Genomic DNA, 15788 nt, shown 5'->3' with positions numbered 1-15788 from the left:
CGTCCCTTCGGCAGGGCGTGGCCGCGCTCGCTCACGCGTCCTCCTCCAGCAGCTCGTAGCCGCGTTCGATGAGCCGGGCGAGTCGTTTGACATGGTCCTCGGCCGGCTCGTGCAGCGGGGGCCGGACCTCGCCGACGTCCAGGCCGCGCAGCCGTACCCCGGCCTTGACGAGGGAGACGGCGTATCCGCGGCCCTGGGCGCGCAGTTCCACGAAGGGGCGGTAGAAGCCGTCCAGGAGGCGGTGGGCGGTGGTCAGGTCGCCCGTCTCCAGGGCGCGGTGGAAGGCGAGGGCGATCTCCGGCGCGAAGCAGAACACGGCGGAGGAGTACAGGGTGATGCCGAGGGCGCGGTAGGCGAGCTGGGTCTGCTCGGCGGTGGGCAGGCCGTTGAAGTACAGGAAGTCGCCGGGTACCTCGGTGCGGACCGCGCTGACGATCCGCTGCATGAGGTCGAGGTCGCCGAGGCCGTCCTTGAGGCCGATGACGCCCTCGGTCCGGGCCAGTTCGACCACGGTCGCCGGGGTGAAGAGGGCGTTGTCGCGCTGGTAGACGATGACGGGCAGGTCGGTGGCGGCGGCGACCTCCCGGTAGTGCCGCAGCAGGCCCTCCTGGCCGGCGAGCACGAGGTACGGCGGCATGGCGAGGAGGCCGTCGGCGCCCGCACCGGCGGCGAGACGCGCGTAGCGGACGGCGAGGGCGGTGCCGTAACCGGCGCCCGCGACGACCGGGACGCGCCCTTCGGCCGCCTCGACGGCCACCCGGACCGAGGCCTCGAACTCCTCCGGCAGCAGCGCGTGGAACTCCCCGGTGCCGCAGCAGGCGAAGACGGCGGCGGCACCGGCCGCGACACCCCGGCGCACATGGGTGCGGTAGACGTCCAGGTCGAGTGAGCCGCCGGGGCCGTAGGCCGTGACGGGGAAGAACAGCGGCCCGCGCGGATCGCTGAGCCGTTCGGTCAGAGGGGCTGGCGTCACGGACTCTCCCTTGAGACACGCCGGTGCATGTTTCTGATCCACGTCCATATTTCTGAACGTGACCACGCTAAAGGGCCTTCTTGTGGCAGGTCAAGCACGCAAACTCGCACGACCGGGAGCGAATTCCCCGACATCACGCGACACTTGACGGTACCCGGCGAACTCTCTAGCGTGTCCACGTATGTGAATACCGGCCACAAGGAGAACCGAGGATGCCCGCTCCCCGCACCATCCTGCTCACCGGCGCCGCCGGCGGGCTCGGCACCCTGATGCGATCCCTGCTGCCGGAGTACGGCTACACGCTGCGCCTGTTCGACGTGCGCCCCGTGGAGGGCGAGCCGGACGCGATCACCGCGGACCTCGGCGACAAGGAGGCGCTGCGCGAGGCGGTGCGGGGCGTGGACGCGGTCCTGCACCTCGCGGGGATCTCCCTGGAGGCGTCCTTCGAGAAGATCCTCAGGTCGAACATCGAGGGCACCTACAACCTGTACGAGGCCGCCCGCCTCGAAGGCGTGCCGCGGATCGTCTTCGCCTCCTCCAACCACGCCGTCGGCTTCACCCCGGCCCCGCGCGCGGGCGAACCGCTGATCCCCGTCGACACCCCGCGCCGCCCGGACACCTTCTACGGCCTGTCCAAGTCCTTCGGCGAGGACCTGGCCCAGCTCTACTGGGACAAGCACGGCCTGGAAACCGTCTCCGTGCGCATCGGCTCCTGCTTCCCGGAGCCCACCAGTGTCCGCATGCTCTCGGTGTGGATGAGCCCGGCCGACGGTGCCCGCCTCTTCCACGCCGCCCTGACCGCCGAGGAGGTCGGCCACACGGTCGTCTACGGCTCCTCCGCCAACACCCGCCTGTGGTGGGACCTGACCAGCGCGCGGGCGCTCGGCTACGAACCCCAGGACGACTCCGAGCCGTACGCCGAGAAGCTCATCGCCGAGCAGGGCGAGCTGGACCCGGAGAACCCGGCCCACAGCCACCTGGGCGGGCACTTCGTGAACGACCCGCCGATCTGGCCGTACTGACCCCTCCGCCGGCCCCCCGAGCGGCTCCCGGCGGCCGGAAACGATCGTCCACGCGCGCGGGCGGGCACCGAACGGGCCCGCCCGCCGCCGTGTCCGGGCATCCGCCGTGCCCGATCCCACTCCGCCCCGGGCAGCCGCGCAGGTCCGCGACGGGCACGGCCCGCGCCAAGCGGGCACAAGCGGGCAGTATCGGGCCCGCAACAGACCTGGTCAGTGCCGCGCACCGGCGGTAGAACTTCCCCCAGGGCCCGAACGGGCAGTTCCACAGGGAAGTGGGTGACGACATGACCACCAGGACGGCGGAAGAACGCCAGCGCGAGATCGTGCGGGCCGCCCGCGCCACCGGCTCGGTGGACGTCACCGCGCTCGCCGCCGACCTGGGCGTGGCCAAGGAGACCATCCGGCGCGATCTGCGCGCCCTGGAGGACCACGGCCTGGTCCGCCGCACCCATGGCGGCGCCTATCCGGTGGAGAGCGCCGGGTTCGAGACGACCCTCGCCTTCCGCGCCACCAGCCATGTGCCCGAGAAGCGCCGGATCGCCGCCGCGGCGGCCGAACTGCTCGGGGACGCCGAGACCGTCTTCGTCGACGAGGGCTTCACCCCCCAGCTCATCGCCGAGGCGCTGCCCAGGGACCGGCCGCTGACCGTGGTCACCGCGTCCCTGCCGGTCGCGGGCGCCCTCGCGGAGGCCGACCAGGTCTCCGTGCTGCTCCTCGGCGGCCGGGTCCGCCCGGGCACGCTGGCCACCGTCGACCACTGGACGACGAAGATGCTGGCCGGCTTCGTGATCGACCTCGCCTACATCGGGGCCAACGGCATCTCCCGCGAACACGGCCTCACCACCCCCGACCCGGCGGTCAGCGAGGTGAAGGCCCAGGCCGTCCGAGCCGCCCGCCGCACGGTCTTCGCGGGCGTGCACACCAAGTTCGGCGCGGTCAGCTTCTGCCGGTTCGCTGAGGTCGGCGCGCTGGAGGCGATCGTGACCAGCACCCTGTTGCCGGCCGCCGAGGCCCATCGCTACTCCCTGCTGGGCCCGCAGGTCATCAGGGTCTGATTTCTCCCCCTCGTCCCCCCTCCAGGGGTGTTCCTCACCTCCGAGCGCCCCTTATACCCCTCTTTCCCCTCTTTCAGGAGCGATCCATGCGCACCCCGAGCCGACGGAGGCCGCGAGCCACGCTCGCCCTGGCCGCCGCAGGGACGCTGCTCGCCCCGCTGCTCTCCGGCTGCTGGGCCGGTGCCGGCGGGACCGGTTCCGGCGGCGACTCCATCAACGTCCTGATGGTCAACAACCCGCAGATGACCGAGCTGCAGAAGCTGACCGCCGCCCATTTCACCAAGGACACCGGCATCAAGGTCAACTTCACGGTCCTGCCCGAGAACGACGTCCGCGACAAGATCAGCCAGGACTTCGCCAACCAGGCCGGCCAGTACGACGTGGCCACCCTGTCCAACTACGAGATACCGATCTACGCCCGCAACGGCTGGCTGCACGAGATGAACTCGTACGCCGCGAAGGACCCGTCGTACGACGACCAGGACGTGCTGAAGCCGATGCGCCAGTCCCTCACCGGGGACGACGGCAAGCTCTACGGACAGCCCTTCTACGGCGAGTCGTCCTTCCTCATGTACCGCAAGGACGTGTTCGCGGCGAAGGGCCTGACCATGCCCGGCCGTCCCACCTGGCGGCAGGTCGCCGACCTGGCCGCGAAGGTGGACGGCGCCCGGCCCGGCATGCGGGGGATCTGCCTGCGCGGGCTGCCCGGCTGGGGCGAGCTGATGGCACCGCTGACCACGGTCGTGAACACCTTCGGCGGCACCTGGTTCGACAAGGACTGGAAGGCGCGGCTGGACTCCCCGGCCTTCGAGAAGGCGACGAAGTTCTATGTCGGCCTCGTCCGCGAGCACGGCGAGTCCGGCGCCGCCCAGTCAGGCTTCGCCGAATGCCTGAACAACATGACCCAGGGCAAGGTCGCCATGTGGTACGACGCCACCTCCGCGGCCGGGCTGCTGGAGGCGGCCGGCTCCCCGGTCAGGGGGAAGCTCGGCTACGCCCCCGCCCCCGTCGAGCGCACCGAGTCCTCCGGCTGGCTCTACACCTGGGCCTGGGGCATCCAGCAGGCCTCCCGCAATCCCGACAAGGCCTGGAAGTTCGTCTCCTGGGCGTCGGGCAAGGGCTACGAGCGGCTGGTCGGCGAGACCAGCGGCTGGTCCAACGTCCCGGCGGGCAAACGGGCGTCGACCTACACCAACGCCGACTACCGCGAGTCGGCCGCCGCGTTCCAGGAGATGACCAAGCAGGCCATCGAGAGCGCCCGGCCGAACGACCCCGGCGTGCAGCCGCGGCCCGCGCCCGGCATCCAGTTCGTCGGCATCCCCGAGTTCACCGACCTCGGCACCAAGGTCTCCCAGGAGATCAGCGCGGCCATCGCCGGACGCCAGTCCGTCGGCGCGGCCCTCAAGAAGTCGCAAGCGCTCGCCGAAAAGATCTCCGAGGAGTACGAGGGACGATGACAGCGACGACCACGGCCCCCCTCGCGGCCACACCCGCACGAACGGTCAGGCAGCCCTCGGCCCGGCTGCGCGCCTGGGCCACCCGCGCCCCGCTGCTGCCGGCCCTCGTCTTCATGATCGTGGTGACCCAGTTGCCCTTCGTGGCCACGCTGGTGATCTCCTTCTTCGACTGGAACGCCCTCTATCCGAAGGCCCGCCGCTTCACCGGCCTGGACAACTACCGCCAGGTCCTCACCGACGCCGACCTGCGCCACTCGGTGTGGACGACCGTGCTGCTCACGGCGGCCGTGGTGCTGGCCAGCCTGGTCCTCGGGCTGGCGCTGGCACTGCTGCTGGACCGGCGGTTCCGCGGCCGGGGCATCGTCCGCACCCTGCTCATCGCCCCCTTCCTGGTGGTGCCGGTGGCCGCCGCCCTGCTCTGGAAGCATGTGCTCTACAACCCTGAATACGGCCTGTTCAATGGGTTGTTGCACTATGTGGGCGGCCCACAGCCGGACTGGGTCTCCCACACCCCGCTGCTCGCGGTCGAGGCCTCCCTGGTGTGGCAGTGGACGCCGTTCATGATGCTGATCCTGCTGGCCGGGCTGCAGAGCCGGGACCAGCAGCAGATCGAGGCAGCACGGGTCGACGGCGCGAGCGACTGGCAGATCTTCCGCCATCTGACCCTGCCCCACCTGCGCCGCTACCTGGAACTGGGCGCGCTGCTCGGGTCCATCTACATCGTCCAGAACTTCGACGCGGTCTTCACGATCACGTCCGGCGGCCTGGGCACCGCCAACCTGCCCTACACCGTCTACCAGAGCTTCTACCAGGCCCACGAGAACGGCCTGGCCTCGGCGGCCGGCGTCCTGGTGGTCATCGGCTCCATCGTCATCGCGACCTTCGCCCTGCGCGTGGTGTCGTCCCTGTTCCGCGAGGAGGTGTCCCGCGCATGACCGCCGTACTGCGCCGGGGTGGGCTCGGCCTGGTGGCCTGGCTGGCCGGCATCGTCTTCTTCCTGCCCATCGCGTGGATGGCCCTGACGTCCTTCCACTCCGAGACGGACGCGGCGACCAACCCGCCGTCCTTCACCGCCTCGTTGACACTCGACGGCTACCGTGAGTTCTTCGGCAGCGGCGGCGGAGCGAGCCCGTGGCCCGCGCTGGTCAACTCCGCGGTGGCGTCGGTCGCCTCGACGCTCCTGGTCCTGCTGCTGGCCCTCCCGGCGGCCTACGCGCTGTCGATCCGGCCGGTGAAGAAGTGGACCGACGTCCTGTTCTTCTTCCTGTCCACGAAGATGCTGCCGGCCGTGGCGGGCCTGCTGCCGGTCTACCTCTTCGCCAAGAACGCCGGGATGCTCGACAACATCTGGCTCCTGGTCGTCCTCTACACCTCCATGAACCTGCCGATCGCGGTGTGGATGATGCAGTCCTTCCTCGCCGAGGTGCCGGTCGCGGTCATCGAGGCGGCGCGGGTGGACGGCGCCCGGCTTCCGGTCATCCTCGCGCGCGTGGTGGCCCCGATCGCCCTGCCCGGCATCGCCGCCACCGCCCTGATCTGCTTCATCTTCAGCTGGAACGAACTGCTCTTCGCCCGAGTCCTGACGGGCGTGGTCGCCGAGACCGCCCCCGTCTTCCTGACCGGCTTCATCACCAGCCAGGGCCTGTTCCTGGCCAAGGTGTGCGCCGCGTCGCTCGTCATCTCCCTGCCGGTGCTCGCCGCGGGGTTCGCCGCCCAGGACAAGCTGGTCCAGGGCCTGTCGTTGGGAGCCGTGAAATGAAGGCCGCCGTCATCGAGTCCGTGGGCCGCGCCGTCGTCACCGAGGTGCCCGACCCGACGCCGGGCCCCCGCGAGGTGGTCGTCGAGGTCGCGGCCTGCGGTCTGTGCGGCACCGACCTGCACATCCTCCAGGGCGAGTTCGCGCCCAAGCTGCCGATCGTCCCCGGGCACGAGTTCGCGGGCGAGGTCGTCGGCGTCGGCACCCAGGTCACCGAGGTGGCCGTCGGCGACCGGGTGGCCGTGGACCCCTCCCTCTACTGCCACGAGTGCCGGTACTGCCGTACGGGCCACAACAACCTGTGCGAACGGTGGGCGGCGATCGGCGTGACGACGGCGGGCGGCGCCGCGCGGTACGCGGTGGCCCCGGTCGCCAACTGCGTGAAGCTGCCCGACCACGTCCGCACCGAGGACGCGGCCCTGGTGGAGCCCCTGTCCTGCGCGGTCCGCGGTTACGACGTCCTGCGCACCCGCCTGGGCGCCCACGTCCTGATCTACGGCTCCGGGACCATGGGCCTGATGATGCTGGAGCTGGCCAAGCGGACCGGCGCGGCGAGCGTGGACGTGATCGACGTCAACCCGGCCCGCCTGGAGACGGCCCGCCTGCTCGGCGTCTCGGCGTCCGCGGCGAACGCCGACGAACTGGACCGTCCGCAGGGCTGGGACGTGGTGATCGACGCGACCGGCAACGCGGCGGCGATCCAGGACGGCCTGGACCGGGTCGCGAAGGCGGGCACGTTCCTCCAGTTCGGGGTGGCGGACTACGCGACGCGGGTGACGATCGACCCGTACCGGATCTACAACCAGGAGATCACGATCACCGGCTCCATGGCGGTGCTGCACAGCTTCGAGCGGGCGGCCGAGCTGTTCGCGAACGGCGTGCTGGACCCGGGCGTCTTCATCAGCGACCGGATCCCGCTGGAGCGGTACCCGCAGGCGCTGGAGCAGTTCGCGGCGGGGGTGGGGCGGAAGATCGTGGTGGTGCCCTGAGCCGGCTCGGAGCCGGGGCCCTGAGCCGATCGGGGGGTGGGTAAGGGAACGGTAAAGCGGTGTCGTTCGTTCTCCCGGTATGACAGTTATGACCCCTGGCTCGAACATCCCTCTCCCGGCCGCCCGCGTGACGGTGGACGTCTCCGCCCCGGTGCGGCTCGACGTGTCGGGCCTGCTGCTCACCGGCGACGGCAAGGTGCGCTCCGACGACGACTTCATCTTCTACAACCAGCCGAACGGGCCGGGCGTGACGTACCGGTCGGGTGGCGGTACGGCGCCGGACGCGGTCACGGTCGACACGGCCGCCGTACCGCCGGAGATCGAGAAGATCGTCGTCACGGCCAGCCCGGACGCGGCCGGCCAGACCTTCCAGGGCATCGAGCCGACGGCCACGATCCGGGACACCGACGGCGGCACCGTGCTGGCGACGTTCACCCCGCCGCAGCTCGGCAGCGAGACCGCGCTGGTGATCGTGGAGATCTACCGCCGGGGCGGCCAGTGGAAGGCGCGGGCCGTCGGGCAGGGGTACGCCAACGGGCTCGCGGGCATCGCGACCGACTTCGGCGTGACGGTGGAGGAGCCGACCGCGGCTCCGGCCGCGCCGACCGCCCCGCCCCAGCCGGCCGCCCCCGTGGCTCCGCCACAGCCGGCCGCCGCCCCCGCCGCCCCGCCGCAGCCGGTGACCCCGCCGTCCGCTCCCGCGCCCGGCGCCGGGAAGATCAACCTGGACAAGGGCCGGGTCAGCCTGCAGAAGAACCAGACCGTCTCCCTCATCAAGGGCGGCCGGCCGCTGCTCTCCCAGGTGCGGATGGGCCTCGGCTGGGAGCCGGCGTTCCGCGGCAAGGACATCGACCTGGACGCCTCGGTCATCGCCTACGGCCCGCAGCGCAACCACATCGACAGCTGCTACTTCGGCAAGCTGACGATCCTGAACGGCGCTGTCCGGCACTCCGGGGACAACCTGACCGGCGAGGGCGGGGGCGACGACGAGGTCATCACGGTCGACCTCGGCCGGCTGCCCCAGGAGGTCACCGGGCTGGTCTTCACCGTGAACTCGTTCTCCGGCCAGAAGTTCACCGAGGTCGCCAAGGCGTACTGCCGTCTGGTCGACGCCTTCTCGGGCGAGGAGCTGGTCCGCTTCGACCTCACCGGCGCGGAGCCCCGGACCGGCGTCCTGATGGCCAAGCTCATCCGCCAGTTCTCCGGCGAGTGGGACATGACGGCGATGGGCGAGTTCGTGAAGGCCCGCACGGTGCGGAACATGGTGGAGCCGGGGGCTCGGGCTCTGTAGTCCGGCAGGGGCCGGAGCTGTGCCGGGGACTCGCCGTCGTCCTGACGGCAGTCCCCCGGCCGCGGCTGTGGCTGGGCGACCCACCACCTCAGCCGGCCCGCAGCCCCTGCGTCAGCAACCCCAGGTACCGCCGGATCTCCCGCTCCCCCGCTCCCGCCAGCTCCGCCGCCGAAGCCACTCCGTGGGCCAGGCGCAGCACCTCGATCGGCTCCACGTCCCCCCGCAGCGCGCCCTCCGCCTGCGCCGCCTCCACGAGCCGGGTCACCGCACTGTTCACCACGGTCCCGCACGCGGTCAGCGCCGCCGCGCTGCTGTGCTCCGTCACCGCCGAGCTGAGCAGGGCCTTCATCCCCCGCGCCTGAAGGGTGCGGACCGCCAGCTCGTACAGCCACTCCATGAGCGCCTCGCCCGGCGGCCGTTCCTTCGCCAGCTCGTCGGCGCGCGCCCCGAGCGCCTCGATCCGGTCGACGTACGCCGCCTCCAGCAGCGCCCGCCGGGTCGGGAAGTGCCGGTAGAGCGTGCCCGAGCCGACGCCCGCCCGCTTGGCGATGTCGTCCAGCGACGCGTTCTCCCCATGCTCGGCGAAGGCCTCGGCCGCCACCGTCAGCAGCCGCTCGTGGTTGCGCCGGGCGTCCGCGCGCATGGGCCTGCCCTGCGTCATCCACTCACTCCTCGGGAACCGGGGACCCTCTCCGTATCTTATCGAGCACGCGCTCCGCACCGGCCGGCCCGGCTGGATCCCGGGGACGGCTGCGCGGCCGGGCTGCCCGGTCCGCTGTTGCTGATGGGCCTGGGCCTCGGCCTGAGCTTCATGCCGCTCAGCGCGACGATCCTGTCCGGCCGACGCGCGCCGATGACGTGACCGCGGCCCGCGCACCAACAGGTGCGTGACGCGGCGTCCTGGAACGCGGAACTCGTTCCCCCGGCCACCCGTGCGAGGATCACCCTCGGAGGGGGCCGCGGGAACGAGTTCCGCGCATCAGTCACCGAGCAGAGCTCAGTCGCACTTCTGGCGCTTCCAGGGGCCCGTGATGGCGAGCATGATGCCGGGTGTCTGGATGTTGGCGAAGAGGGTCCTGCCGTCGGGCGAGAAGGTCACGCCGGTGAACTCGCTGTACTCCGGCGCCTGAGCGGTGCCGATGTTCAGCTCGTTGCGGGCGATCGGGTAGGTCCGGCCGCTGTCGGTGGCGCCGAACAGGTGCTGGACGCCCTCGCCGTCCTCGGCGATGACCAGGCCGCCGTACGGGGAGACGGTGATGTTGTCGGGGCCGTCGAAGGCGCCGTCCTCCGCCGGGTCCGGGTTCACGCCGAGCAGCACCTTCAGCGTCAGCGTGCGGCGCTTGGGGTCGTAGAACCAGACCTGGCCGTCGTGCTGGACCGGGCTCTCCTGGCGGGCGTAGGACGAGACGACGTAGACGCCGCCGTCGCCCCACCACATGCCCTCCAGCTTGCGGGCGCGGGTGACCTGGCCGTCGGTGAACTGCTTGCGCACCGAGACGGTCTTGGCGTCACGGTCGGGGACATCCACCCAGTCGACGCCGTACACGGTGCCGATCCTGGTGGCACGGGACAGGTCGTCCACGAACTTGCCGCCGGAGTCGAAGCACTTGAACGCCTGGAGCACGCCCGCGTCGTCGGCGAGGGTGCGCAGCTTGCCGCGGCCGTGGCGGAAGCCCTCCGGCGGGGTCCAGCGGTAGAACAGGCCGTTGGGGCCGGAGGCGTCCTCGGTGAGGTAGAGGTGGCCGCGCTTGGCGTCGACCACGACGGCCTCGTGGGCGTAGCGGCCCAGGGCCTTGATGGGCTTGGGGTCGCGGTTGGCCCGGCGGTCCTCGGGGTCGACCTCGAAGACGTAGCCGTGGTCCTTGGTGAAGCCGTTCTTGCCGGCCTTGTCCTCGGTCTCCTCGCAGGTCAGCCAGGTGCCCCAGGGCGTGCTGCCGCCGGCGCAGTTGGTGGCGGTGCCGGCGATGCCCACCCATTCGGCGACCTCGCCGCCGCGGCGGACCTCGACGACGGTGCAGCCGCCGGCCGCCGCCGGGTCGTAGACCAGGCCCTCGGTGAGCGGCACGGGATGCGGCCACTGGGCGCGGGCGCCGGCCAGCTCGTGGTTGTTGACGAGCAGGGTGGTGCCGCGGGGGCCCTCGAAGGTGGCCGTGCCGTCGTGGTTGGACGGGGTGAACTCGCCGGACTCCAGCTTGGTCCTGCCGCTGTACGTGATGATCTTGTACGAGAAGCCGGCGGGCAGGGCGAGGATGCCCTCGGGGTCGGCGATCAGCGGGCCGTAGCCGACACCGCGGTGGTGGCCCCCGTGCGCGGATACGGCCTCGGCGCTCTCGGTGTCCGTGGCGGCGAGGGCGTTCGGCGCGGTGGCGAGGGCGCCGACGCTGCCCGCCAGGGCGACCCCGGCACCGGTGATCGCGGATTTTCTGGCGAAGTCCCTGCGGGTGAGCGACATGGTGTCTCCTGTGACGACGGTGGCAGTGCCGTGGAGGGTGGGGGCCTCGGTTCGGCGCACACGCTCCCGCCCATGTGTGAACGTGAGTTGAACGCCGGACTACTTCACCGGTCCTTGTTCAAGAATCCGTACGCACTACCCCATCGCCAGCAAAAGCACCGGCCCGGCCCGCGACCGGCCGGGCCCTCAACTCCCTTGCTGGGAGCGTGCCTTGAACGCGGCCTTCCGCGCCTGCTTGGCCACCTTCTTGTCCGGGTGCAGCCGCCCCATCGCGTCCAGCACCTCGGCGGTGGCGGGGTGCTCCACCCGCCAGGCCGCCGTGAAGAACCCGCTGTGCTGGGCGGCCAGCCCCTCCACGAGGGCCTGGAGTTCCTCGGAGTTGCCCTCCGCCGCCAGCTGTGCGGCCAGCGTGTCGACGGTCAGCCAGAACACCATGTCCTCGGACGGCGCCGGCACCCCGGCGGCACCCCGCTCGCTCAGCCACACCCGGGCGAGCCCGCCGAGTTCGGGGTCGTCCAGCACCTCGCGCAGCGCGGGTTCGGCCTCGGCGCCGACCAGCGACAGCGCCTGCTGGCAGCGAAGCCTGCGCAGTGGGGCCCCTGCGTCCGCGCCGCGGGCCGCCGCGAGCAACTCGCGTGCGGACGCGAGCGGTTCGCGGCGGGCCAGCCACTGCTCGGTCTCGGCCCGGGCTGCGAACGGGCCGAACCGGGCGGTGCCGTCGAGCAGGACGTCCGCGCCCTTGTCGGCCAGGTCACCGACGGCCGGCGCCTCGAACCCGGCCTCCAGCAGCCGCGCCCGCAGCCCGTACACGCCGAGCGGGGTGAGACGGACCATGCCGTAGCGGGCGACGTCGGTGTCGTCCACGGTCGCGGCGGCTTCCTCGTCGGTGTCGGCCATCAGGGCCTCGTCCACCGGCCGGTAGTCCACGAGTCCGACCGGCTCCAGCGCCCGGAACTGGCCGTCCAGCCGCATCATCGCGTCGGAGACCTGCTCCAGGACGTCGTTGGTGGGCTCGCCCATGCCGTCGGGCACGATCACGGAGGCGGCGAGGGCGGGCAGCGGTACGGTTCCGTCGCCGGGGCCGTCCTCACGGACGGTCAGCAGGTAGAGGTTGCCGAGGACGCCGTCGAGGAACTCCGCCTCGGCCTCCGGGTCCCAGTCGAGTGACGAGAAATCGACTTCGCCGCCCTCGTCCAGCGCGGCGACCAGGTCGTCCAGGTCGGGGACGGTCGCGTCGGCGATGACGGTCTCCAGCGCGGCCAGCCACACGGTGAGCACGTCCCGCGGGGAGCCGCCGGTGAGCAGCTTCAGATCCTCCCCGGCCCGGACGGTGCCGGCCTCCTCGTCCACGATCTCGACCAGACCGGCGTCCACGGCGATCCGCCACGCCTCGCCGGCGTACGCGGCGGCCTCGTCACCGGTCAGTCCGAGCAGTTCGACAGCGGCCGGCAGCTGCTCCTCGACCAGCCCGCCGCCGGCGTCGACGCGGGTGCCGGGCCCGGCCCAGCGGGCGAGGCGGGCCGCCCGGGAGAGCAACGGCGTGGACAGCGCGGCACGCGCCAGCTCCGCTTCAGGGTGCAGCCGTACGGGCGGCAGGGGGGAGCTGTCTGACATCGGCTGGTTCTCCTCGGACCGTGAACGGACTCAGCCGCTCAGCCTAGACGGATTTCCACCCATGCCGCCCGGTTCATCGCACCGTAAGCAGCCGTCCATGGCCGAAACCTTGACAACTCCCCGGGCCAGGCAGGAGATTGACGCGCGTAGAAGTTGGGGGGACAACTGTTCACTCGGCTCTATGCGTGTCACAGAGGGCTACGACCTCCACACGCTCCCGTTCCACCCTCGTCCCGGCGCATCGTCACGTCCCCGGAGGGATCCCTTGCCGAGCAGGTCTTCCGCGCGCCTCGCCGCGCTCACCGTCGCCGCCGTCTGCAGCGCGGCGTCCACCGTCGCCCTCACCTCGCCCGCGCACGCCGACTCGGTGCGCGTCCACGACATCCAGGGCACGACCCGGATATCCCCCTTCGCCGGGCAGAAGGTGACGGACGTGCCCGGCATCGTCACGGCCACGCGCGCGTACGGCTCCTCCAGAGGCTTCTGGATCCAGGACCCGACGCCGGACGACAACCCGGCCACCAGCGAGGGCGTGTTCGTCTTCACCAGCTCCACGCCGAAGGTCGCCGTCGGTGACGCGGTGAAGGTGACCGGCACGGTCTCCGAGTACGTCCCGGGCGGCACCTCCTCCGGCAACCAGTCACTGACGGAGATCACCAAGCCGGTGATCACCACCGTCTCCACCGGCAACGCGGTCCCGGCGCCGGTCGTCGTCGACGAGGACGCGGTGCCGGACGCGTACGCCCCCACCGGCGACACCGCCGCGGCCAACTCGGTCAACGGCCTCCCCCTGGACCCGTCGCAGTACGCCCTGGACTACTACGAGTCCCTGGAGGGCATGAACGTCCAGGTCGCCGACGTCCGCGTGGTCACCGCGACCGACCCGTACAGCGAGCTGTGGGTCACGGTGAAGCCATGGGAGCACCGCAGCCCCCGCGGCGGCACGGTCTACGGCTCCTACGACTCCCAGAACACCGGCCGGCTCCAGATCCAGTCGCTGGGCTCGACCGCCGACTTCCCGAAGGCGAACGTCGGCGACACCCTGGAGGGCACCACCACCGGCCCGCTGGACTTCAACCAGTACGGCGGCTACACCCTCGTCGCGAGCCGGCTCGGCACGCTGAGGAGCGCCGGCCTGGAGCGCGAGACGACCGAGAAGCAGGCGGGCCGCGAGCTGGCGGTGGCGACCTACAACGTCGAGAACCTCGACCCGTCGGACGCCACCTTCGAGAAGCACGCCTCCGCGATCGTGCACAACCTCCAGTCGCCGGACATCGTGTCCCTGGAGGAGATCCAGGACAACAACGGCGCCAAGGACGACGGCACGGTCGACGCGGACCGGACCGTGACCAAGCTGATCGACGCGGTCGTCGCGGCGGGCGGCCCGGCGTACGACTGGCGCTCGGTCAACCCGGTCAACGACCAGGACGGCGGCGAGCCCGGCGGCAACATCCGCCAGGTGTTCCTGTTCAACTCGGAGCGGGTGTCCTTCGTGGACCGCGCGGGCGGCGACTCGACCACCGCCGTCGGCGTCACCAAGGTGCACGGCAAGGCGCAGCTGACGGTCTCCCCGGGCCGGATCGACCCGGCGAACGCCGCGTGGAGCAACAGCCGCAAGCCGCTCGCGGGCGAGTTCGCCTTCCGCGGCAAGACCGTCTTCGTGATCGCCAACCACCTCAACTCCAAGGGCGGCGACCAGGGCCTGACCTCGCAGTACCAGCCGCCCGTGCGCAGTTCGGAGATCCAGCGGCACGCCCAGGCGACCGAGGTGAACGCGTTCGTCAAGGACATCCTGTCCGCGCAGAAGAACGCGAACGTCATCGCGCTCGGCGACATGAACGACTTCGAGTTCTCCGAGACCGCGCAGATCCTGGAGGGCGACGGCGAGCTGTGGTCGGCGATCAAGTCGCTGCCGAAGAGCGAGCGTTACACCTATGACTACCAGGGCAACCAGCAGGTCCTGGACCAGATCCTGATCAGCCCGGCGATCCGCCGCGGCTGCGACTTCGAGTACGACAGCGTGCACGTCAACTCGGAGTTCAACGACCAGATCAGCGACCACGACCCGCAGGTGCTGCGGTTCCGTCCGTGACACGGCGGCGGGACCGGCCCGGCTTCGCGCCCGGCCGGTCCCGCCGTCCCGTGCTCACCGGCAGCGGCTCACCGGCAGGGACTCACTGGCAGCGGTCGATCCGGCGCCAGATCACGGCCGCGCCGACGACGGCGGCGCCCGCCGCGACGACGATCAGTGCCGGCCGGGGGTGCCGCAGCGCGGCGCCCACAGCGGACCGCACCGGGCGCGGCACCCGCGTGTCGTGCTCCATGCTGTGACCGGCGTGGGCCGCCCGGTCCCGCAGGGCGTGCCCGCTGTGCCCGGCCCGCTCCTGCACCAGGTGACCGGCCTTGCTCATCCGATCCTGCGCGGTGTGGCCGACCTGCGCGGCGCGGTCCTGCACCAGGTGGCCCGCCTTGGCCGCCCGGTCCTGCACCAGGTGGCCCGCCTTGGCCGCCCGGTCCTGCACGCCGTGCCCCGCCTGGGCGGCGCCGGCGCGCAGCTGGACGGTCATGGCGCCGGCCTTGTCCCTCAGGTCGGCGGCGCGCGCCCGGGCCCGGCCCTTCACATCCGCCCGGCCCACCAGCTGGGCGACGGTGTCGCCCAGCTGGCTCCGGGTGTGTTCGATCTGCCGCCGCAGCTCGTCGGGGCCCTTGGCGCCCGAGCCGTGCGGGTTCCTGTGCGTCATCGGTGTGCCCTTTCCCTGATCGCGTCGACGTCCGCCCTGACACTGCCGAGGGTCTTCTCGGGCGTGGGCGGGGCGGCGCGGCGCAGCTGGGCGCGGCCGGTCGCGGCCAGCAGGCCGGCGACGGCGAAGAGCACCGCGGCCACGATCAGCGCCGCCGCCCACACGGGCAGTGCCAGGGAGAGGGCGGCGGTGGCCGCTCCGGCCAGGGTGATCAGCCCGACGTAGCCGACGGCGCCGGCGGCGCCCAGCAGGCCGCCGCCGCGTCCCGCCCGGCGTCCTTTCTCGGCCAGCTCCTCCTTGGCGAGGGCGACCTCCTGCCGCAGCAGCCGGGAGAGCTGTTCGGTGGCCCGGCCCACGAGTTCACCCGTGGAGGGGTGCCCGTCGGCCGCGGGCCGGGTGTGCGGGGTCACGGTCACGGTGTTCCGCCTCCTCTCAGTG

Annotated in this window: 14 protein-coding genes; 8 read left to right on the top strand and 6 right to left on the bottom strand. The window is 71.8% G+C overall.

The features are described from left to right. Positions 1-31: 31 nt before the first annotated feature. On the bottom strand, positions 32-973 hold the full coding sequence (locus AB0L21_RS01510) for a 5-dehydro-4-deoxyglucarate dehydratase (RefSeq protein ID WP_365698855.1): 942 nt from the start codon (positions 971-973) through the stop codon (positions 32-34). A 212-nt stretch (positions 974-1185) separates the two neighbouring features. Here AB0L21_RS01510 and AB0L21_RS01505 point away from each other — a divergent pair, with 212 nt between their 5' ends. The 7 genes from AB0L21_RS01505 to AB0L21_RS01475 all read left to right on the top strand — a co-directional run bounded on the left by AB0L21_RS01505 (position 1186) and on the right by AB0L21_RS01475 (position 8543). Further along, complete coding sequence (locus AB0L21_RS01505; RefSeq protein ID WP_365698854.1) at positions 1186-1995, top strand: NAD(P)-dependent oxidoreductase; 810 nt, start codon at positions 1186-1188, stop codon at positions 1993-1995. Between the two features lie 284 nt (positions 1996-2279). Continuing rightward, a complete protein-coding gene (locus tag AB0L21_RS01500) occupies positions 2280-3050 on the top strand; it encodes a DeoR/GlpR family DNA-binding transcription regulator (protein WP_365698853.1) in 771 nt (256 codons plus the stop codon). An 86-nt stretch (positions 3051-3136) separates the two neighbouring features. Next, positions 3137-4507, top strand: a complete 1371-nt coding sequence (locus AB0L21_RS01495; protein ID WP_365781541.1) for a sugar ABC transporter substrate-binding protein — start codon at positions 3137-3139, stop codon at positions 4505-4507. Continuing rightward, complete coding sequence (locus tag AB0L21_RS01490) at positions 4504-5442, top strand: sugar ABC transporter permease (RefSeq protein ID WP_365781539.1); 939 nt, start codon at positions 4504-4506, stop codon at positions 5440-5442. Before AB0L21_RS01495 ends, AB0L21_RS01490 begins: the two co-directional genes overlap by 4 nt. Beyond that, the gene (locus AB0L21_RS01485) at positions 5439-6266 is read left to right on the top strand and encodes a carbohydrate ABC transporter permease (RefSeq protein ID WP_365698850.1); all 828 of its coding nucleotides are present in this window, start codon (positions 5439-5441) and stop codon (positions 6264-6266) included. The genes AB0L21_RS01490 and AB0L21_RS01485 overlap by 4 nt, the downstream gene beginning before the upstream one ends. Next, on the top strand, positions 6263-7252 hold the full coding sequence (locus tag AB0L21_RS01480) for a zinc-dependent alcohol dehydrogenase family protein (protein WP_365698849.1): 990 nt from the start codon (positions 6263-6265) through the stop codon (positions 7250-7252). The genes AB0L21_RS01485 and AB0L21_RS01480 overlap by 4 nt, the downstream gene beginning before the upstream one ends. An 88-nt stretch (positions 7253-7340) precedes the next feature. Further along, on the top strand, positions 7341-8543 hold the full coding sequence (locus tag AB0L21_RS01475) for a TerD family protein (protein WP_365781537.1): 1203 nt from the start codon (positions 7341-7343) through the stop codon (positions 8541-8543). 88 nt (positions 8544-8631) lie between these two features. Here AB0L21_RS01475 and AB0L21_RS01470 read toward each other — a convergent pair whose 3' ends face one another. From AB0L21_RS01470 to AB0L21_RS01460, 3 genes are all read right to left on the bottom strand, one after another. After that, on the bottom strand, positions 8632-9204 hold the full coding sequence (locus AB0L21_RS01470; RefSeq protein ID WP_365781535.1) for a helix-turn-helix domain-containing protein: 573 nt from the start codon (positions 9202-9204) through the stop codon (positions 8632-8634). Positions 9205-9540: 336 nt separating this feature from the next. Further along, on the bottom strand, positions 9541-10995 hold the full coding sequence (locus AB0L21_RS01465) for an alkaline phosphatase PhoX (RefSeq protein WP_365781533.1): 1455 nt from the start codon (positions 10993-10995) through the stop codon (positions 9541-9543). Positions 10996-11181: 186 nt separating this feature from the next. After that, the gene (locus AB0L21_RS01460; protein ID WP_365781530.1) at positions 11182-12609 is read right to left on the bottom strand and encodes a hypothetical protein; all 1428 of its coding nucleotides are present in this window, start codon (positions 12607-12609) and stop codon (positions 11182-11184) included. 265 nt (positions 12610-12874) lie between these two features. On the opposite strand from AB0L21_RS01460, the gene AB0L21_RS01455 reads away from it, so the two are divergent. Next, complete coding sequence (locus tag AB0L21_RS01455) at positions 12875-14701, top strand: endonuclease/exonuclease/phosphatase family protein (RefSeq protein WP_365781528.1); 1827 nt, start codon at positions 12875-12877, stop codon at positions 14699-14701. Positions 14702-14783: 82 nt separating this feature from the next. On the opposite strand, the gene AB0L21_RS01450 is transcribed toward AB0L21_RS01455, so the two are convergent. Then, positions 14784-15350, bottom strand: coding sequence for a DUF3618 domain-containing protein (locus tag AB0L21_RS01450; protein WP_365781526.1), 567 nt, complete (start codon positions 15348-15350; stop codon positions 14784-14786). Further along, positions 15347-15766 (bottom strand): phage holin family protein, encoded by a 420-nt coding sequence (locus tag AB0L21_RS01445; RefSeq protein ID WP_365698842.1) that lies wholly within the window; start codon positions 15764-15766, stop codon positions 15347-15349. The genes AB0L21_RS01450 and AB0L21_RS01445 overlap by 4 nt, the downstream gene beginning before the upstream one ends. Positions 15767-15788: the final 22 nt, after the last annotated feature.

The sequence above is a fragment of the Streptomyces sp. NPDC052721 genome (genome assembly GCF_040678315.1).
Classification (GTDB): Bacteria; Actinomycetota; Actinomycetes; order Streptomycetales; family Streptomycetaceae; genus Streptomyces.
Note: the sequence above shows the minus strand (reverse complement) of the source record. Positions and strands in the feature narration are given on the sequence as shown.